Source organism: Devosia insulae DS-56, assembly GCF_000970465.2.
Lineage (GTDB): Bacteria > Pseudomonadota > Alphaproteobacteria > Rhizobiales > Devosiaceae > Devosia_A > Devosia_A insulae.
In genome coordinates this window covers 1-19000 of record NZ_LAJE02000123.1, presented here as the reverse complement: position 1 = coordinate 19000, position 19000 = coordinate 1, and the positions used below count along the sequence as shown (strand labels likewise).

The following is a 19000-nucleotide window of genomic DNA, read 5'->3' as shown; positions in this document are numbered from 1 at the left end:
TGCACTGCCAGACGTTGCCTGACAGTGCCCCTATTTTCCCCACCCACAGTGTCACCCCGGCGAAGGTCGCCGGGGTGACACCGTGATTGAGGTCGCCTGAGTGCCCTCAACCAATCTAGGACCCAGCGCGCTCCAGCGCCATGCGAACCCAGCGCAGGTCTTCATCGAGTGTGCGGCCAGCCGGCTTCTCCTCCGGTGCCGCGTCGCCACGCAAGGCGAGGAAGGCGACGGCGGCGGCGGCGTTGAGCAGGCGAACGCGGCCCAGGTCGATCGGCTGGCCGCCGGCGGCCTCGTAGGCTTCGACGGCGGCGGTGAACAGCGCCTCGTCCTCGGTATCGAGCAGCAGGTAGCGGAAGTCGTAATGGCGGTCGGTCAGCGATGCCTCGTCGTAATCGAACACGCCAGCGACGGCGCCTTCCGAGGTCACCACCATGTTGTGGAAACCGAAGTCGGTATGCGCGAGCACCCGGTCGGTGATCTCCAACTCAGCCGTTTCGCTACGGGCCAGGATAGTCAGCGCGCGATCAATCAGCTCGCCATCGCTGGTGACGCGGGGCAGGTCGGCCGCCACCTGCGGCAGTGGCGATGGCCAGCTCGGGCGCGGCAACAGCCAGTCGCCGAGCTCTGCCGAGGGGATGCCGAGGTGCTGGTCGGCCAGCAAGCGGCCGAGATTGCCACCCAGCTGGGAGGCCAAGCGTCGATCGTCGCGAACCCGGTGGTAGGTGGCGAACGGGTCGGCCGTCCCCGGCACTTCCTCACGCAGCTGCCAGCCGGCCACTGAGCGGTGAGTTAGGCGTGGGGCGCGGAAGCTGCAGTGGCGTTCGATGAGGGCGAGGGCGTGGGCCTCGCGTGCGAGGCGCTGCAGGCCGTGCTGATCGGTGGGGAACCAGGCGATCCGGTGGCAAGGCAGGCGGGCGACGAAGCGATTGTCGCGAGCGAGAAGAGTGATCTCGGCCGGATCGATGGCGACGCCGATGCTGGCGAGGGCTGCGGTGACGGCCGTCGGGTTCGGCGCTATCCATTCGATCTCGCTCATGGTCTGAGGCTGCCATTGGCCCGCTGGCAGCTCAAGGGCGATTGCGAGCTCGTCCTCATTGGTACGCCGGCCTTGAAGTGTCTTCGATATTGCGTATCTTGAAGACGCGATGGAGAGTGACATGGCCCGAACAACGACGATGACGGTGCGGATCAGCGGAGAGCTCAGCGAGTTTGTCGCTTCGAATGTCAGCGAAACCGGGTCCTACGAGAATGTCAGCGAGTATGTCCGCGACTTGATCCGGCGCGACAAGGAACGGGTGGAGAACGAGGCGTTCGAGAAGCTGAAGGCCGAGCTGCAGCTGGCGTTCTCAGCTCCCGACAGCGCGTTCGTTCGCGTGACGCTCGAGGAAGTCCTGGCCCGGAACCGGCGCGAGTAGATGGCGGTCATCATCCTTGAAACGGCGTCGGTCCGGTTTGACGAGATCTACCAGTTCACGGCCGATCGCTGGGGCGAGGCGCAGGCGGAGCTCTACCTGACCGGGCTCTTCGAGGCGATCGAGGGGCTTGCCGACGGCAGGACCAGGTCGCGTGCCGTACCCGCGTCTTTTGGGGTGCAGGGCTTCTTCATCCGCTACGAGCATCACTTCGTGTACTGGCGGCGGTTGCGGGACGGTGACGTGGGCGTCGTATCCATCCTTCACGAGCGGATGCACCAGGAACGCTGGCTGCGCGCAGAGTTTGGTGACCTAAAATAGCGAAAACCCCGCACCTTCTGGTACGGGGTTCCCCAGGTCTGCCGCAACGCAGGACTGAATGAGTTAAGCGACGCTGAACAGCGCGCTAGGCAACGCCAGACGGCGCGCTAGGCGACGCTCGATTCCGCGAAGCTTTCGCTCTCGTCGGGCTCGCGCAACACGTAGCCGCGGCCCCAGACGGTCTCGATGTAGTTCTTGCCACCGGTGGCGACCGAGAGCTTCTTCCTGAGCTTGCAGATGAAGACGTCGATGATCTTCAGCTCGGGCTCGTCCATGCCGCCATAAAGGTGGTTGAGGAACATTTCCTTGGTGAGGGTAGTGCCCTTGCGGAGCGAGAGCAGCTCCAGCATCTGGTATTCCTTGCCGGTCAGGTGCACGCGAGCCGACTGCACTTCGACGGTCTTGGTGTCGAGGTTCACGGTCAGGTCGCCGGTGGAGATGACCGACTGCGCATGGCCCTTGGAACGGCGGACGATGGCGTGGATACGGGCGACCAGCTCATCCTTGTGGAAGGGCTTGGTCATGTAGTCGTCGGCGCCGAAGCCGAGGCCTCGCACCTTGTCTTCGATGCCGGCAAGACCAGAAAGGATCAGGATCGGGGTCTGCACCTTGGCCACGCGCAGGGTGCGCAGCACTTCATAGCCCGACATGTCGGGAAGGTTCAGATCGAGCAGGATGATGTCGTAGTCGTAGAGCTTGCCTAGGTCGACGCCCTCTTCACCGAGGTCCGTCGTATATACGTTGAAACTCTCTGATTTGAGCATCAGCTCGATGCTCTGCGCTGTCGCGCTGTCGTCCTCGATCAAGAGTACACGCATGCCGTCAATCCCCTTAAACCGTTCCCTGCTGGAACTATGGATGAGGCGCCCTGCGCGTTCACCCTTAACCGAACCCTACTGGATATGACCCAAACCTAAGCGCAATTAGTTAACAAAGTTTAATTCTGATCCGCAAGATGCAATGGGTCTCCCGTTAGTGATATGTTAAATCGTTGAAAATGCTACAGAAATCGCATCTAACCGACTTAAGAAACTAGGTTAAGAAAGCCCTTCAATCGACTCTGCCGACTCAAGGATTTGGGGCCCTTGAGGGCTCGGAAAGCGGCTCGCGGCACGCCAGGCGGATGTCGGGGTAGGGGCCTATGGTTAACGCTTTTTGCTTAACGTTCGGTTACCGTGGTCCTCAAGCGATTCGGGCAGCGTGAAAGAGGCCGATGCAGTCCCTGAAAGCCGCAATTGACGCCATCGAGGACGTAGAAGTCTTCGGGCGCGTCAAAACCGTGCAGGGCCTGCTCATCGAAGTGGTCGGGCCGGTGCGCGAGCTGCGCGTCGGCGGGCGCGTCGAAATTGAAACCACCAATGGTGGGGTGCTGGGCGCCGAGATCATCGGCTTTCGCGATGGCCATGCGCTGTGCCTGCCGTTCGGAGCGCTGAACGGGGTGCGGCTCGGTTGCCGGGCGCTGTTCAAGAGCCATGACGGGGCGGTGCAGCCCTCCGAATACTGGCTGGGGCGGGTGATCAATGCCGATGGCGAGCCGATCGATGGCAAGGGCCCGCTGATGCCGGGCGCCACGCCTTACCCGCTGCGCCAGGTGCCGCTGCCGGCGCATGAGCGCATGCGGGTGGGCGATCCGCTCGATATGGGGGTGCGCACGCTCAATACCTTCACCACCATGTGCGAAGGCCAACGCATGGGGATCTTTGCCGGCTCGGGCGTCGGCAAGTCGGTGCTGATGAGTATGCTCGCCCGCAACGCCCAGGTCGACGTGGCGGTGATCGGGTTGATCGGCGAGCGCGGGCGCGAGGTGCAGGAGTTCGTTACCGACTATCTGGGCGAGGTCGGCATCCAGCAGGCAGTGGTGGTGGTCGCCACCTCCGACGAGGCGGCGCTGATGCGGCGGCAGGCAGCCTACCTGACGCTGACGCTCAGCGAGTACTTTCGCGACCAGGGCAAGCGGGTGCTGTGCATGATGGACAGCCTCACCCGCTTCGCCCAGGCACAGCGCGAGATCGGCCTCGCCATCGGCGAGCCGCCGACCGCCAAGGGCTACCCGCCGACGGTTTTCACCGAGCTTCCGAGGTTGCTCGAAAGAGCCGGTCCAGGCCTTGCTGAATCGGGCTCCATTACAGGTCTATTTACCGTTTTGGTGGAAGGTGACGATCACAATGAGCCCATTGCGGACGCCGTTCGCGGCATTCTCGATGGGCACATCGTGATGGAGCGCTCGATCGCCGAGCGGGGACGCTATCCGGCGGTCAATGTGCTCCGGTCTATCTCGCGAACCATGCCTGGGTGTGTGCCGGTCAACGTGCGGCCCACCCTGCAGAAGGCGCGGGAGCTCATGTCGACATTTGCCGACATGGAGGAACTGATCCGGCTGGGGGCATACCGGAAGGGATCGGATCCAGGCGTGGACCGTGCCATCGCGATCAACCCGGCGCTGGAGGCGTTTTTGAGCCAGCAGCGGGAAGAGCGCACCTCGATTGCCGACGGCTATGTTATGCTGGAGGCAATTCTGGACAAGGTGGGCGAGCAGACCGCGTCAGTGAAGTGAATGACTTGAGGTGTAAGGAGTACAAGTCATGAAGTCGCGCAGCGAGAGCCTGATCCGGCTTAAGAAGTTTCAGGTCGACGAGAAGCGCCGCCAGGTGACGCAGATCGAGATGATGATTGCCGATTTCGAGCGGATGGCCGCCGAACTCGACCAGCAGATCGAGATCGAGCAGCAGAAGACCGGCATCTCGGATATCGCGCATTTCGCCTATTCGACCTTCGCCAAGGCGGCGATCGCCCGCAGGGACAACCTGCTGGCCTCGGCCAACGACATGAAGGGCAATCTCGAGGCAGCGCAGGACGCGCTGGCCGAAGCAGTGGAAGACCTCAAGAAGGTCGAACTGCTGGACCAGCGCGAGCATGGTCGCGAGACTGCGGCGGAAGCCAAGTCCGAGCAGGCGGAATACGACGAGATCGGCCGCCTGCGGCACATCCGCCGCTGAGGCATTCCGCGATCGGACAATGAAAAGGCCCGCCGGGAGCGGGCCTTTCGCGCTTGCGGGTGCGATTACTGCAGGTCGTCGGTCTTCAGCAGCTGCGCGTCGCGCTCGGCTTCCCAGGTGTCCTTGTTGTAGGCCACGGCCTTGTCGAGCTGATCGCGCGTCACGTTGAGGAACAGGAACTTGTCGCCGTTCGCGTTGGTGGCGAAGCGCAGGTTCTCAACCGCAACGGCCACCGGCTTGGTGCCGATGCCGAGGAAGCCACCGAAATCGATGATCACCGCATCGACGGCCTTGCCGTCGGCGCCGAGGATCACGTCGCCAATGGCACCGAGGTGCTCGTCACCCGGGCCATAGGCATTGGTGCCGATCAGCTCTTCAGCGGTGAGTGGCGCATCAGTCAGCGTGGCGCGATCGATCGGGCTGGCCGGAGCCATGGTGTCGGCGGGCTGGTCGGCCGGAGCCATGGCATCTGATGGTTGTTCGGCCGGGGCCATGGCGTCGGCGGGCTGGTCGGCCGGAGCCATCGCATCTGCCGGCTGTTCGGCTGGCGCCATCGTGCCGTCGGCTGCCGGGGCTGCCGCATCTGTGGTCTCGAAGGTCGGGGCGGTCTCCAGCGCTTCCTTGGAGGTCGCCAGTACGAAACGCTCGCTGCCGTCCTCGGCGGTGACCCATTCGAGTTCGGCATAGTTCACAGCGACGTTCTTTTCGCCGATGCCGAGGAAGCCGCCGACCCCGATGACCACGGCGGCGACTTCGCCGCCTTCACCGATCACCAGGTTGTTGACGTCGCCGATATGCTCGGCGTCGGCAGCGCTGGACGAGTAGACCTGCTTGCCGATGATTTCGGTCGCGAGATTATCCTTGTCGGTAACCGAGTAGCCGGAAGCGAGGATCGAGGTGTCGAGCGGAGCCGCCGGCGCTTCGGTCGTCACGGCCGGAGCTTCCGTGGTTGCGGGGGCGGCGTCCTGTGCCATGGCGCCTGCGGTGAGCAGGGCGACGACGGCAGTGGTGGTCATAAGGGTACGGAACATCTATGGTTCTCTCGTTCGTGGGTTTCATGAACAAGGCCGTGCGGCACATCGCTTGGCTGTGGCGTGCCGCACGGCCCGATGCAGACACAACGTCACCACGACGCGAGCGTTCCGGCCCCCCGGAATCAAACTGGCCGACCGTTTCCAGCGTGGTCGGCGCGAACTTCAACCAATGTCCGATAGGCCAGGCCGCCGGGTCGGGTAGCTTGGCGCTCCGATTTGATGAGAGGTGTTGCCGTGGCTGAGTTCCGGGTCGATCCGCTGGTGTGGGGGCAAGGGCCGAGACAGCTCGAGGTGTTCCTCGAGCCGACTTGTCCCTACTCGGCCAAGGCCTTCGGCAAGCTTGAGCAGCTGCTGGCCGAGCTGGGTGAAGACAGGCTGACGGTGAAGATCCGGCTCCACTCGCAGCCCTGGCACATGTTCTCGCCGGTGATCGTCAGGGCGATCTACGCCGCGGCGAGCCTGCCGGCGGGCAAGGCGGCGGCGAGGCAGGTGATGCAGGCAGTGTACGAGCACCGCGAGGAGTTCGAGTTCGAGCAGCACGCCACCGGGCCGAACCGCGACGCGACGCCGAACGACCTGATCCGGCGGATCGAAGGCTATACAGGGCTTAAGCTGATGGCGGCGTTCGATGAGCCGCAGCTCGACAAATCGACCCGCTGGGATGCGCGCTATGCACGCCAGAACGGCATCCACGTGTCGCCGAGTTTCATGATCGACGGCATCGTCCAGGCCGATATGAGCAGCGGCGACGAGGTTTCGGTTTGGGTAAAGAGGCTGGGTTAGGTTCACGAGCCCAGCGGTAAGCTCTCGGTTTCAATCCACCACGGATGTCATTCCCGCGAAGGCGGGAACCTAGTGGGATGTTGCAGCACCCGCTACGACTGAGAAATTTCACCGCGTTCCGCCTCTCGCGCGTGCGCGAAGTTATGGCCGCGCTCCACCCACTGGGTCATTCCCGCGAAAGCGGGAACCTCTGTTTTCTTGCCTGCGGCACCATCTCAAACGGAGGTCCCCGCTTTCGCGGGGATGACACCGAGCCTGGGGCGTTTTGTGGTGGAAAGGTCGCCGATGCGTGCCTAGTAGAGAGCAGTTGGATGCCGCCCCACCCGCTACGCCAGTGGGAGGTCAAAGGCCCGATCAAATCAAAAGGCCGGCCCCGTTTCCCGAGGTCCGGCCTTCCACGCCTCCCAGCGTCCTGTCGGGGCGGCGAGGCGCCCCACATCCAGCAAGCTAGCGGAGAATTGACGGTAGCGCCCGGTTTCCCGGGTTAACCGGTAAAGTTTGAGTTAATCGGGTAAGGGCTCAGTAAGTCTTCATCTTGAGGTGGAGGATGCCGGAGCCATCGTCGAACGGCTCGCCGAAGGCGACGAAGCCAAGTTTTTCGTAGACGGCGAGCTTGTCGTGCTGGGCGGTGAGATAGAAGCGGGTCTGGCCCTTGTCACGCGCCAGGTCCATGGCGTGGCGGAGCAGCAGGGTCGAGATACCCTGGCCGCGCCAGAGCTGCGCAACGACGACCCGGCCAAGCTTCACGTGCTCCGGCGCCCAGATGATGCGCAGCGTGCCGACGACGTTGCCGGCGGCGATCGCCACCAGATGCGTAGCGGTCAGGTCGTCGGCGTCGAACTCCTCGGCCTCGGGGATCTGCTGCTCAATGACGAAGACCTCGCGGCGCAGCGCGAAGGCGGCGTTGCAGAGGGTGGAGAACACCGGGACGGTGAGAAGCGTGATGTCGTGCATGCCGGATAGAGATCACATCGGCGACGACCGCTCCAGCCTCAGGTGCGGGGCAGTTCGGCCGGACCGGTGGGCACGTTGATCGGGATCGGCCCGGCCGCGCTGGGGACGGTCCATTGCACGGCGCCGGCATCGTGCACCAGCCGGGCGACGAAGCCCAGCTTGGCGATCACCTCGGGGGTGAGGACGAACGGGTAGGCGTCGTGCTGGCCGACCGCGCGGTTGAGATTGTTCATCAGCGAGGCGATCGGGATCCAGTTTTCGATCAGCTCTTCGATGTCGGCATCGCCATAGGGATCGTAGTCGAGTCGGGCGGTCAGCTCTCCCCTCTGGTCGACGGCGGGCCGGAGGTTGAGGCCGAAGGACGCCGCCATCTCGGTGGTATCGACCAGATGCAGGTAGTGCGCGAAGGTCTCGGCGAAATCCTCCCAGGGGTGGGAGGTGGCATAGGCCGAGATGTAGTGCTGCTGCCAGCCGTCGGGCGCGCCGCTGGCGTAGTGGGCGGCGAGGGCGCTCTCGTAGTCAGCGCTCTCGTCGCCGAACAGAGTGCGGAATTCCCCATGCGCCGGGCGGCCGCTGACCAGCAAATCCCAATAGTAGTGGCCGATCTCGTGACGGAAATGGCCGAGCAAGGTGCGGTAGGGTTCGTTGAACTGGGTGCGGCGGTATTCGCGGGCCGCGTCGTCGGCCTCCTGCAGCGACAGGGTGATGACGCCGCTATCGTGCCCGGTGAGGACGGGGGAGCGCGAGATTTCGTCGTTGAGGAAGTGGAAGCTCAGGCCGTGCACCGGATCCTCATTGCGGGTGGCGAGCGGCAAATGCAGCCGCAGCAGCGCGTAGATCAGCCGCTTCTTGGCCCGCTCGATCACCTGCCAGCGGCCGAGGTCGACCGGATTTTTGATATCGGGGATCAGCCCGTTGTGGCGGCAGGCGAGGCAGTAGGGATCGGCCCCCGGCGCATGCAGCAGCAGCCAGTTGCAGGCGCCATGCGCCGCATTGGCGCAGTAGACGAAAGACCGGTTGAAGAAGGCCGGCGCCATCCAGATGCCGGGGCCGCCATCGAGCGAGAACAGGTTGTTGGTGAGTGGGCCATAGCCGAGCGCTCGGCCGCAACGCTCGCAGCGGGTGTTCTCGAAGTAGAGCAGGTGACCGCAATGGTCGCAGCGGAAGAGCTTCATCGGGGCTCGTGTGGTGACGCAGGTCAACAATGCCCGGTTTCGCCTGCGGTTCCTCGTGCCATCCCGAAATATTAACGGCGCGGCGGCATTGTCTGTGCAGTTTACCGGGACATTCTGAACGCGATGCGTACGCGCCTCAACGAATTGCCGCGACCGCTGGCCCTTGTCGTGCTGGGGCTGACCGTGGTCGCCATCGCGCTGCTGCTGCTGGTCGCCATGGGGCGGGCGCCGGCGGTGCCGGCCGATGCGGCGACGACGGTGGCGCCGGAGGGCGATCTCGTCAGCTACCAGCGGATCATCGAGCGGCTGCGCGGCGGGGCAGACTATTACACCGCAGCGCATGAGGTGCTGGTGGCCGACGGCTATGGCACGCGCTCGGTGTTCAACTGGCGTACGCCGGCCTGGCCGCTGCTGCTCGCAGCGCTGCCGCCGGGCTGGGGGCAGGGGGTCTTGGCGGCGTTGGCGCTCGGCGGGCTGCTGCTGGTCTACCGGATGCTGCGCGAGGATGGCGGCGTGCTGGTCGCCGGCCTGTCCATGCTGGCGGTGGGGATCAGCCTCGGCGGCATCGCCGCGCCGTCGAGCGTGGTGTTCTCGGAGGTGGCGGCAGGAACGCTGATCCTCGTGTCGGTCGCGGCATTCGGCAATGGCTGGCGGCTCGCCGGCCTGCTCGTGGGTGTGCTGGCGCTGTTCCTGCGCGAACTGGCGGCGCCCTATGTGGTGGTCGCGATCGTCCTGGCGCTACGCGAGAAACGCTGGAGCGAAGTCCGGCTGTGGGCCCTGGGGCTCGTCGCCTATGCCGCCTATTTCGGCTGGCACTGGTGGATGGTGAACCAGCAGCTGGGGCCGATGGACCGCGCCTATGGCGATGGCTGGCTGCAGTTCGGCGGGCTTGGTTTCATTCTCGCAACGGCGGGGTTCAACGGCTTGTGGAGCCTCGGCCCGGTGTGGCTGCCGGCGGTGCTGCTGCCACTCGGACTATTGGGGCTGTGGGCGTGGCCGAAGGGGACATTGGCGCTGGCGACGGTGGTGGTGTTCGTCGGGCTGTTCGCCGCGGTGGGGAAGCCGTTCAACGCCTATTGGGGCGCGCTTTACACGCCGGTGCTGATGCTCGGGCTGGGTTGGGCGGTTGCGGCGGCTTGGGAGGTTGTCCGGTTGCGCTAGCACCGAGTGTGGGGCCCACCGTCAAACACTCCCGATGGTCTTCAGCCGGACGCGCGGGTGCACTTCGTTCTGGCTCATCACCACGGTTTGCGGGCGGAAGCGTTCGATGATGGCGCGGACGTGTGGGCGGATGCCGGGGCTGGTGATGAGGACGGGGATTTCGCCCATCTGGGCGGCGTTCTCAAAACCCTGCTGGATGCCGACGATGAACTGCTGCAGGCGCGACGGGGCCATGGCGAGGTGGCGGTCATTGCCGTCACCGACCAGCGCCTCGGCGAAATCCCGTTCCCACTGCGGCGACAGGGTGAGCAGCGGCAGGTTGCCGTCCGGCCCCAGATTGGCGGCGCAGAGCTGACGGGCGAGGCGCGAACGCACGTGCTCGGCGATGGTCTGGGCGGTGCGGCCAGGGCCGGCGATCTCCGCGATGCCTTCGAGAATGGTGGGCAGGTCGCGGATCGAGATGCGCTCGATCAGCAGGGTCTGCAGCACGCGCTGCACGCCCGAGACCGAGATCTGGCTGGGGACGATGTCCTCGACCAGCTTCTGCTGGTCCTTCGACAACCCGGCAAGCAGCGACTGTACGTTGGCGTAGCTCAGGAGGTCCGAGACGTTGGCCTTCAGCACCTCGGTCAGGTGCGTCGAGATGACGGTCGAGGGGTCGATGATCGAGTAGCCGCGCAGCTCCGCTTCGTCACGCAGCGCCGGCTCGATCCAGGTGGCAGGCAGGCCGAAGGTCGGCTCGGTGGTATGGACGCCGGGCAGGTTGATCTCCCGGCCCATCGGATCCATCACCATCAGCTGGTGCGCGAAGATCTGGCCGCGGCCGGCATCGACCTCCTTGATCTTGACCTTATAGTCGTTGGGCTCGAGCTGCATGTTGTCGAGGATGCGAACCGGCGGCATGATGAAGCCGAGCTCGGTGGCGAGCTGCCGGCGCAGCGCCTTGATCTGCTCGGTGAGCCGATCGGTGCCGGTATCGTCTTCCTTGACCAGTGACAGCAGGCCGTACCCGAGCTCGAGCTTCAGCTCGTCGATCCTGAGACTGTCGGAGATCGGCGCTTCCGTGGCGACCGGGTTGGCCTGGGCATGCTCCATGGCCGCCTCGACGATGGCGCGATCGGCGGTTGCGGTTTTCTTCCTGCCCGACTTGAAGGCGAGCCAGCCGCAGCCGGCGGCGAGCGCCAGGAACGGGATGATCGGCATGCCCGGCAGCAGCGCCAGCGCGCCGATGACGGCGGCCGACATGCCGAGCGCCTTGGGGTAGCCGGTGAACTGGGCGACCAGCGCCTTGTCGGCCGAGCCGGTGACGCCGGCTTTCGAGACCAGGAGGCCCGCCGCGGTCGAGACGATCAGCGCCGGGATCTGGCTGACGAGGCCGTCGCCGACGGTGAGCAGGGTATAGTTATGGCCGGCTTCGGCGAAGGTCAGGCCTTCCTGCAGCATGCCGATGATCAGGCCGGCGATGATGTTGATGAAGGTGATGAGGAGGCCCGCGATGGCGTCGCCGCGCACGAACTTCGACGCACCATCCATGTTGCCGAAAAATGCGCTCTCCGCCTCGAGGTTTTCGCGGCGTTTGCGCGCGGTGGCCTCATCGATCAGGCCGGCCGAGAGGTCGGCGTCGATGGCCATCTGCTTGCCCGGCATGGCGTCGAGGTTGAAGCGCGCTGCGACTTCGGCGATGCGGCCCGAGCCCTTGGTGATGACGATGAAGTTGACGATGATCAGGATGGCAAAGACGACGACGCCGATGACGAAGTTGCCGCGCATGACGAAGTTGCCGAACGCCTCGATGACGTGACCGGCCGCATCGGTGCCGTTATGGCCCTCGGAGAGGATCAGGCGGGTGGTGGCGAGGTTCAGCGCCAACCGCAACATGGCGGCGATCAGCAGTACCGTGGGAAAGGCCGAGAACTCGAGCGGCGTCTGGATGAACAGTGCCGTCATCAGGATCAGCACTGAAAAGACGATCGAGATGGCCAGCAGCAGGTCGAGCAGCAGCGGCGGCAGCGGCACGATGAGGACGACGATGATCCCCATGATGCCGATGGCGAGCCCGATATCGGACGTGCCGAACGACTTCCACAGCCCCTGGATCGAGAAGGTCGGAAGCTTCAGGCCGGATGGGCCGGGGGCGGAGAGATCAGCCACGGGTGGGCTCCGACAAGAGGACTACTGATAGAGACGGCCCCCTCCCTCGCCATTCGAGCGTAGCTCTCATGGCCTTCTCGCCTAAAATCGCTCCACTGGAGCGATTTTCCCTACGGGACGGCTCGAAGTCCCCCATGAAGTGGGAGGTGAAGAGTTGGGCCCGTGGCTCGATGGTGCCAAACGCTCGATGCGGCACCTCCCCCTTCATGGGGGAGGATGGGAGGGGGCCGTCTGCCAGCAGTTGGCCCCTCACGCTGCCGAGTTCCGCTGTTCACCCGGACCCGGCACGGCCAAACCTTCGTCGGCGTACTGGTTGAGCTTGTTGCGCAGGGTGCGGATCGAAATGCCGAGGATGTTGGCGGCGTGGGTGCGGTTCCCCAACACGTGGTCGAGGGTATCGAGGATCAGGTCGCGCTCGACGTCGGCAACGGTGCGGCCGACCATGGCGCGCGAGATGGTCTCGGCGGTCTGGGCGGCCTGTGTCGCCACCGAGGCCATGGCGACGACCTCGCTGAGGCCGGTGCCGTCGGGCATGGAGATGGCGTCGGGGCCGATGATCTCGCCGCCCGACAGCAGCACCGCGCGGTGGAGGGTGTTTTCGAGTTCGCGGACGTTGCCCGGCCACGGAGCGCGCAGCAGAGCATCGCGGGCCTCGGCGGAAAGCACGCGGCGGCCTAGGCCGTTCGCTTTGGCGTATTTGTCGACGAAGTGGTCCGCCAGCGCCGCGGTATCGCCGGGGCGCTCACGCAAAGCCGGGAGTTTCAGGTTCACCACGTTGAGGCGGAACAGCAGATCCTCGCGGAAACTGCCGTCCTTCACCGCTTCGCTGAGGTTGCGGTTGGAGGTGGCGATGATGCGGATATCGACCGGCACGGGCTTGGTGCCGCCGACGCGGTCGATCAGCCGCTCCTGGATGGCGCGGAGGAGTTTTGCCTGCAGGCGCACGTCCATTTCGGAGATTTCGTCGAGCAGCAGGGTGCCGCCGGAAGCTTCCTCGAATTTGCCGATGCGGCGGGCAACGGCGCCGGTGAAGGCGCCCTTCTCGTGGCCGAACAGTTCGCTCTCGAGCAGCGCCTCTGGGATGGCGGCGCAGTTGATCGAGATGAAGGCACGGGAGGCGCGCTTCGAGCGGGAGTGAAGGTATTTCGCCATCACCTCCTTGCCGGTGCCGCTCTCGCCGGTGATCAGCACCGAGGCTTCCGACGGGGCAACCTGCTCGGCGAGCTTCACGACGCGGGCCATCACCGGGTCGCGGAACAGGAAATCGGAGGATTCGCGGGCCACCGCGGCGATGACGGCGGCGATCAGCTCGGCATCGGGCGGCAGTGGGATATATTCCTTGGCGCCGGCACGGATGGCACTCACCGCGGCGGCGGCGTTGCTCTCGGTGCCGCAGGCGACCACCGGGATGACGATGCGTTCGCCCTCGAGCCCGGCGATCAGCCCGGCAATATCCATCATCACATCGACCAGCAGCAGGTCGGCGCCGCGGCCGGCGCGCAGCGATGCGAGCGCGATCTCGATCGAGGGAGCGTGCGCCACCTTGGCGCCGCCATCCATGGCGAGCTTGGTGGCGGTAGTGAGCTGGCCTTCGAGGGCGCCGACGATAAGAAGCCGCATGTTATTCCTGCCGCAGAGAGAGAGAGGCCAAGGCCGCGATGTCATTCCCGCGAAGGCGGGAACCCAGGCGATGGTGCCGCACGTACCGCGTCTGCGGTGGGCTCGGCACTAGGTTCCCGCCTTCGCGGGAATGACGGCGGTGGGTGGGCATGGACTGAAGGAGCATCACCATCACGCTGCCTTGATGATTTCGGTCATGGTGACGCCGAGACGGTTCTCGACGAGGACGATTTCGCCGCGGGCGACGAGGCGGTCATTGACGTAGATCTCGACGGCTTCGCCGACCTGGCGGTCGAGTTCGACCACGCTGCCGACATCCATCTTGAGCAGGCTTGCCACCGGCACCTTGGCGCGGCCGAGCACCACCGAGATGCGGACAGGAACGTCGAATACGGCCTCGAGGTCGGCGGCGGTCTTCTCGCCGGGCGGGGTGTAGCCCTCGCGGCCGGGAGCGGCCATTTCCTCGAAGGTGACCCCGGTATCGCCGGTGCTCATTGCTCGGTCTCCTCGTTAAGTCGGATGCCGCGTGCGGCAAAATACTGGCTGATGCGGGCGTCGATCTCGGCGCTGAGCTTCCGGATATCGCGGACCACGCCGCCATCGGCCCACTCGATGCGGGCATCGCCGATGGCGATGTCGGGGTCACCGAGGACGACCAGCCGGCCGGTGAAGCCCGAGGTGGTCATCTTGCCCGTGGCGATGTCGCGCACGGCTTCGGCCAGCGCCGGGTCACAGCGGATGACCAGGTGCGGCACGCCATCGAGCGTTGCCATGCACTCGGCCACCAGTTGTTCGATTTCGACCGTCGGCTCGCGGGCAATGAGGCCGCCGGCGAGTTTGCGCGCAATCGACAGCGACAGCTCGACGCCTTCGGCGATCGATTGCTTGCGCGCATCGTCCATGCTGGCCGCCATGGCGGCAACCCGCATGGCAAGGCTTTCGGCGGCAGCGGCTTCGGCCTTGGCGGCTTTGGCGACGGCGGTGCGCTCGCCTTCGGCGAGGCCGGCCTCGCGGCCCTCGCGGCGAGCTTCCTCGAGCAGGCTCGCCATGGCGGTCTCGGTAACCAGCGAGTTGCGCTCCTGGCGGCGGCCGAGGTCGAGGTCGAAGGTGAATTTGGCGGGCGCGGCGCTCATCAGCCGATCATCTCCTCATCGGCCTTGCCCTTGGTGATGATGATCTCGCCCTTGGCGGCGAGGTCCTTGGCGGTGGCGACCATGCGGCCCTGCGCCTCGTCGACATCCTTCAAGCGCACGGGACCCATGGCCTCCATGTCGTCCTTCAGCATCTTGCCGGCGCGGGCCGACATGTTGGCGAAGAACACCTCTTTCACCGTGTCGTTGGCGCCCTTCAGCGCCAGGCCGAGCTCCTTCTTGTCCATCTTCTGCACCAGGGTCTGGATGGCCGAAGCTTCCAGCCGGGCCAGATCCTCGAAGGTGAACATCAGCGCCTTGATGCGGTCGGCGCCGTCGCGGTCGCGTTCCTCCAGCGTAGTGATGAAGCGCGCTTCGGTCTGGCGATCGAACGAGTTGAAGATCTCGGCCATCTGCTCGTGGCTGTCGCGGCGCTTGGTGTGGCTGAGGGTCGACATGAACTCGGTGCGCAGCGTGGTCTCGATCTTTTCGAGGATCTCCTTCTGCACCGGATCGAGCGCCAGCATGCGCTGCACCACTTCCATCGCCAGCTCCTCGGGCAGGGAGGCGAGCACCTTGCCGGAGTGGTCGGTAGCAATCTTACTGAGCACCACGGCGATGGTCTGCGGGTACTCGTTCTTGAGGTAGCTGGCGAGGATGTCCTCCTGAACGTTCGACAGCTTTTCCCACATGTTGCGGCCGGCGGGGCCGCGGATTTCTTCCATGATCGAGTCGACGCGATCCTGCGGCAAAAAGCTCAGCAGCAGCCGCTCAGTAGTGTCGGAGTTGCCGGCGATGGTGCCGTTGGACGAGACGCGGGTAACGAACTCGATGAGCAGCGAATCGAGCATATCCGGGGTGATCGGCCCGAGCTTCACCATGGCGCGCGACAGCTGGCGGATTTCCATCTCGTCGAGTTCTTCGAGGATCGGCTTGCCGAAATCCGGGCCGAGCGCCAACAGCAGCACGGCCGCCTTCTCGTCGCCGAGGAGGGCGCGCTGGCTGGCATTGGCGCCGACGACCAGTTGCTTGCTCAGTACCTGGTCGGTGGTCTGGTCGAGTGCGGCGGCGGCGGCCATCTAGTTGTTCCTCACGTGGCGCTCGCCAGCCAGTCGCGCACGATCAGCGCGGCCTGCTTGGGGTTTTCGTCGACCAGCTCGCCGACCGTCTTCAGGGTATTGGCCTGGGTTTCGCCCATCGCCCTGGCGCTGTTCATCCAGGCCGGAACGCGGGCCTTACGCGGCTGCTCGTCTTCCTCGACGTAGTTGCCGCCATTGAGGTTGGGGAGCGAGGAAACCATGGCGTTGGAGCCGAAATCGCCCGGGCCGTGGTGAGCCGGGCCGCCGCCAAGCTCGGCGCTGGCGGGTAGGGCCAGGGTCTTGCCCTCGGGGGCCAGCACGCGCTTCAGCAGCGGGCGGATCACGAAGAACACCAGCGCCAGGGCGATCAGCAGGGTCACCGCCATCTCGGCGCCGTTCATCAGGTCGTCGCGGGTGAAGTCGAGCAGGCCCGGCTCGCTGGTGCCGGCGGCGGCCAGTTCCGGCCGATCGGCAAACTGCAGGTTGGCGACCTGCACCTGGTCGCCGCGAGTATCGGAGAAGCCGACTGCGGATTTCACCAGTGCGGTGATCTGGTCGATCTCGGCCTGGGCGCGCGGGGTATAGACCGAGTTGCCGGTGGCGTCGGCGACATAGGTGCCATCGACCACCACGGCGATCGACAGCCGCTTGATGCCGCCGGCTTCGGTGAGCGCGGTTTCGGTGACCTTGGAGATCTCGAAATTGGTGGTCTCTTCGGTGGTCGAGCCCTGCTCCATGGTCGAGGTGCCGCTGCCCGAATTGGCCGAGGCGCCGGGCAGTTCGTTCGAGACGCTGACCTGGCCGCTGTCACCGTTCTGGGCGGAGTTGGCGAGGTCGCGGGTCTGGGTGGAGCGGATCACCTGGCCGTTCGGGTCGAACGTCTCGGAGGTCTTGCTCAGCCGGTTGAGATCGAGTTCGGCCGAAACCTGCACCCGGGCCCGGCCGGAGCCGACAATGTTGGCGAGCAGGTCCTCGACGCGGCTGCGCAGGCGATTCTCGACATTGAGGGTGCGCTCCTCGGTCTCGCCGGCGATGACGTCCTCGGGGCCGTTGCCGGCGCCGGAAGCGAGCAGGCGCCCGGTATCGTCGACCACCGAGACGCGGGCCGGCGTCAGGCCCTCGATGGCGGATGCCGCGAGGTGCTGGATGGCGCGGATTTCGCCGGCCGAGAGTTGACCGCGCACCGCCAGGACGATCGAGGCGGTGGGGTCCTTCTGCTCGCGGCTGAACAGGGCGCGCTCGGGCAAGACGAGATGGACGCGGGCGCTCTTGATGCGGGCGAGCGACGAGATGGTGCGGGCGAGCTCGCCTTCGAGCGCCCGGACGTTGTTGATGTTCTGCACGAAGCTGGTGGCGCCGAGCGTCGACTGCTGGTCGAAGATTTCGTAGCCGACCTGGCCCTTGTTGGGCAGGCCGTTCTGCGCCAGCGACATGCGAATCTGGGTGATCTGGTCGCGCGGCACCAATATGGTGTCGCCTTCGCCGCGGATTTCGTAATTGACGTTCTGGGTCTGGAGTTCGGAGACGATGGCCGCCGAATCCTCGAACGACAGGCCGGAGTAAAGCGGCGCCAGCGGCGGCGTCGAGGCGCGCATGATGAGGAAGGCAAAAAACCCCAGCATCAGCACGGCGATAACGGCCATGGCGGCGACGCGCGCCAAACCGAGGCGGTTGAAGAACTGCAGCAACCCGTCCACGCGGACCGTACCCTTGTTATTCTTGGGTGCGCGCAAACGCACCGAGCCCATAGGCAAAAATTACCCAGTGGATGGTAAACAAGTGATTAACCGGCGGTTGCAGAATGCAAAAAGGCGGCAAGCTTTGCCGGGTGAGGTTAAGGAGACGTGAGTATGGGAACGCTGAGCATCCTGGGTCGGGTGACCTCGATCAATGTGCGCAAGGTCATGTGGACCTGCGACCTGATCGGCATCGGCTACGAGGTGGAGATCTGGGGGATGCCGCATCGCGACCCCAAAGCGCCGGAATTCCTCAAGCTCAACCCCAATGCGCAGGTACCGGTCATCATCGATGACGGGTTCGTCCTGTGGGAGAGCAATGCCATCATGCGCTACCTGTCGGAGTCGCGGCGTAGCGGGCTCTGGCCGGTGGCGGTGAAGGAGCGGGGGCTGGTCGACCAGTGGCTGACCTGGCAGGTGGCCGAGCTCAACGCGCAGTGGGGCTACGCGGTCTACGCGCTGATGCGCAAGAACCCGGCCTATACCGACGAGCAGCGCATCGCCGATTCGATCCGTAACTGGACGGCGAGGATGCAGATCCTCGAGGCGCAGCTCGTGGCGGGCGGGGGCTTTGCCGCCAATGGCCGGATGAGCATCGCCGATATCGGCCTCGCGGTCTCGACGCACCGCTGGTTCTCGACCCCGTTCGACAAGCCCGCGTTGCCGGCGGTGAAGGAGCACTACGAGCGGCTGAAGGCGACGGCGGAAGGGCAGAAATACATGAGCGCCGATACGCCATGACGCGCCTCAGGATCCTCGGTCGGGTCACCTCGAGCAATGTCCGCAAGGTGTTGTGGACGGCCGACCTCTGCGGCATCGATTACGAGCACGAGATCTGGGGGATGCCGCATCGCGACCCCAAGGTGCCGGAGTTCCTCGCGCTCAACCCCAATGCTACGGTGCCGGTGATCGTCGACGACGGGTTCGTCCTGTGGGAGAGCAGCGCCATCATGCGCTATCTGGCGCAGAAGTGGGGCAGCGACCTGTGGCCCGAGGACGCGCGGCAGCGGGCGTTGGTCGACCAGTGGCTCACCTGGCAGGCGACCGAACTCCTGCCCTCGTGGCTCTATGCGGTGACGGCGTTCCTCGCCAGGAACCCGGCCTTTGACGATCCCGCGCGGATCGCGCAGTCGGTCGACAAGTGGTCGGGGAATATGCGGATGCTGGAAGCGCAGCTCGCCGAGGGTGGCGGCTATGTCGCCAATGGGCGGCTGAGCCTCGCGGACCTGGCGCTGGCGCTGTCCTCGCACCGCTGGTTCTCAACCCCGTTCGAGCGGCCGGAACTGCCGGCGGTGACAGAACACTATCAGCGGTTGAAGGCGACGGAGGCGGGGCGGAAGTATCTGGGCGACGCGACGCCTTAAGGGAGCACCAGCCTACGGCTAGGCCGGTGCGGGAAGAGTACCCCCCACCCTGTCCCTCCCCCGCAAGGGGGGAGGAGACCAAAA

At 65.3% G+C, this 19000-nt stretch carries 19 protein-coding genes; 8 read left to right on the top strand and 11 right to left on the bottom strand.

Annotation, left to right across the window (positions count from 1 at the left end):
* Window positions 1-115 precede the first annotated feature (115 nt).
* Window positions 116-1036 carry a phosphotransferase family protein gene (locus VW23_RS07955; protein ID WP_069909045.1) on the bottom strand — a complete coding sequence of 307 codons (921 nt, stop codon included), beginning with the start codon at window positions 1034-1036 and terminating at the stop codon, window positions 116-118.
* Window positions 1037-1157: 121 nt separating this feature from the next.
* Here VW23_RS07955 and VW23_RS07950 point away from each other — a divergent pair, with 121 nt between their 5' ends.
* Both VW23_RS07950 and VW23_RS07945 read left to right on the top strand, forming a co-directional pair.
* Entirely contained in the window at window positions 1158-1415 is a 258-nt protein-coding gene (locus VW23_RS07950) for a ribbon-helix-helix domain-containing protein (protein ID WP_069909044.1), read from the top strand.
* Window positions 1416-1733 (top strand): type II toxin-antitoxin system RelE/ParE family toxin, encoded by a 318-nt coding sequence (locus VW23_RS07945; protein ID WP_069909043.1) that lies wholly within the window; start codon window positions 1416-1418, stop codon window positions 1731-1733.
* 107 nt (window positions 1734-1840) lie between these two features.
* Here VW23_RS07945 and ctrA read toward each other — a convergent pair whose 3' ends face one another.
* The gene (gene ctrA / locus VW23_RS07940; RefSeq protein WP_069909042.1) at window positions 1841-2551 is read right to left on the bottom strand and encodes a response regulator transcription factor CtrA; all 711 of its coding nucleotides are present in this window, start codon (window positions 2549-2551) and stop codon (window positions 1841-1843) included.
* Between the two features lie 395 nt (window positions 2552-2946).
* Here ctrA and fliI point away from each other — a divergent pair, with 395 nt between their 5' ends.
* Both fliI and fliJ read left to right on the top strand, forming a co-directional pair.
* Window positions 2947-4287: a flagellar protein export ATPase FliI gene (fliI, locus tag VW23_RS07935; RefSeq protein WP_069909041.1), complete on the top strand. Its 1341-nt coding sequence runs from the start codon at window positions 2947-2949 to the stop codon at window positions 4285-4287.
* A 28-nt stretch (window positions 4288-4315) separates the two neighbouring features.
* Window positions 4316-4729, top strand: coding sequence for a flagellar export protein FliJ (gene fliJ, locus VW23_RS07930; protein ID WP_055877511.1), 414 nt, complete (start codon window positions 4316-4318; stop codon window positions 4727-4729).
* 65 nt (window positions 4730-4794) lie between these two features.
* On the opposite strand, the gene VW23_RS07925 is transcribed toward fliJ, so the two are convergent.
* A complete protein-coding gene (locus VW23_RS07925) occupies window positions 4795-5760 on the bottom strand; it encodes a PRC-barrel domain-containing protein (protein WP_069909040.1) in 966 nt (321 codons plus the stop codon).
* Window positions 5761-5982: 222 nt separating this feature from the next.
* On the opposite strand from VW23_RS07925, the gene VW23_RS07920 reads away from it, so the two are divergent.
* Entirely contained in the window at window positions 5983-6546 is a 564-nt protein-coding gene (locus VW23_RS07920) for a DsbA family protein (RefSeq protein WP_069909039.1), read from the top strand.
* Window positions 6547-7065: 519 nt separating this feature from the next.
* Here the strand turns inward: VW23_RS07920 and VW23_RS07915 are convergent.
* Complete coding sequence (locus VW23_RS07915; RefSeq protein ID WP_069909038.1) at window positions 7066-7500, bottom strand: GNAT family N-acetyltransferase; 435 nt, start codon at window positions 7498-7500, stop codon at window positions 7066-7068.
* Window positions 7501-7538: 38 nt separating this feature from the next.
* Window positions 7539-8675 (bottom strand): zinc-binding metallopeptidase family protein, encoded by a 1137-nt coding sequence (locus tag VW23_RS07910; RefSeq protein ID WP_069909037.1) that lies wholly within the window; start codon window positions 8673-8675, stop codon window positions 7539-7541.
* A gap of 123 nt (window positions 8676-8798) precedes the next feature.
* Here VW23_RS07910 and VW23_RS07905 point away from each other — a divergent pair, with 123 nt between their 5' ends.
* Entirely contained in the window at window positions 8799-9836 is a 1038-nt protein-coding gene (locus VW23_RS07905; protein WP_069909036.1) for a hypothetical protein, read from the top strand.
* Between the two features lie 21 nt (window positions 9837-9857).
* On the opposite strand, the gene flhA is transcribed toward VW23_RS07905, so the two are convergent.
* The 6 genes from flhA to fliF all read right to left on the bottom strand — a co-directional run bounded on the left by flhA (window position 9858) and on the right by fliF (window position 17513).
* Window positions 9858-11987: a flagellar biosynthesis protein FlhA gene (gene flhA, locus VW23_RS07900; RefSeq protein ID WP_069909035.1), complete on the bottom strand. Its 2130-nt coding sequence runs from the start codon at window positions 11985-11987 to the stop codon at window positions 9858-9860.
* A gap of 249 nt (window positions 11988-12236) precedes the next feature.
* Window positions 12237-13607 carry a sigma-54-dependent transcriptional regulator FlbD gene (flbD, locus tag VW23_RS07895; protein WP_069909034.1) on the bottom strand — a complete coding sequence of 457 codons (1371 nt, stop codon included), beginning with the start codon at window positions 13605-13607 and terminating at the stop codon, window positions 12237-12239.
* 171 nt (window positions 13608-13778) lie between these two features.
* Entirely contained in the window at window positions 13779-14102 is a 324-nt protein-coding gene (fliN, locus tag VW23_RS07890; protein ID WP_055999828.1) for a flagellar motor switch protein FliN, read from the bottom strand.
* The gene (locus VW23_RS07885) at window positions 14099-14740 is read right to left on the bottom strand and encodes a FliH/SctL family protein (protein WP_069909033.1); all 642 of its coding nucleotides are present in this window, start codon (window positions 14738-14740) and stop codon (window positions 14099-14101) included. The genes fliN and VW23_RS07885 overlap by 4 nt, the downstream gene beginning before the upstream one ends.
* Window positions 14740-15816 (bottom strand): flagellar motor switch protein FliG, encoded by a 1077-nt coding sequence (gene fliG / locus VW23_RS07880; protein ID WP_069909032.1) that lies wholly within the window; start codon window positions 15814-15816, stop codon window positions 14740-14742. Before fliG ends, VW23_RS07885 begins: the two co-directional genes overlap by 1 nt.
* 11 nt (window positions 15817-15827) lie before the next feature.
* Complete coding sequence (fliF, locus tag VW23_RS07875; protein WP_244513453.1) at window positions 15828-17513, bottom strand: flagellar basal-body MS-ring/collar protein FliF; 1686 nt, start codon at window positions 17511-17513, stop codon at window positions 15828-15830.
* Window positions 17514-17666: 153 nt separating this feature from the next.
* Between fliF and VW23_RS07870 the strand changes: the two genes are divergently transcribed.
* Window positions 17667-18293, top strand: coding sequence for a glutathione S-transferase family protein (locus VW23_RS07870; RefSeq protein WP_069909030.1), 627 nt, complete (start codon window positions 17667-17669; stop codon window positions 18291-18293).
* The gene (locus VW23_RS07865) at window positions 18290-18916 is read left to right on the top strand and encodes a glutathione S-transferase family protein (protein ID WP_069909029.1); all 627 of its coding nucleotides are present in this window, start codon (window positions 18290-18292) and stop codon (window positions 18914-18916) included. The genes VW23_RS07870 and VW23_RS07865 overlap by 4 nt, the downstream gene beginning before the upstream one ends.
* Window positions 18917-19000 lie beyond the last annotated feature (84 nt).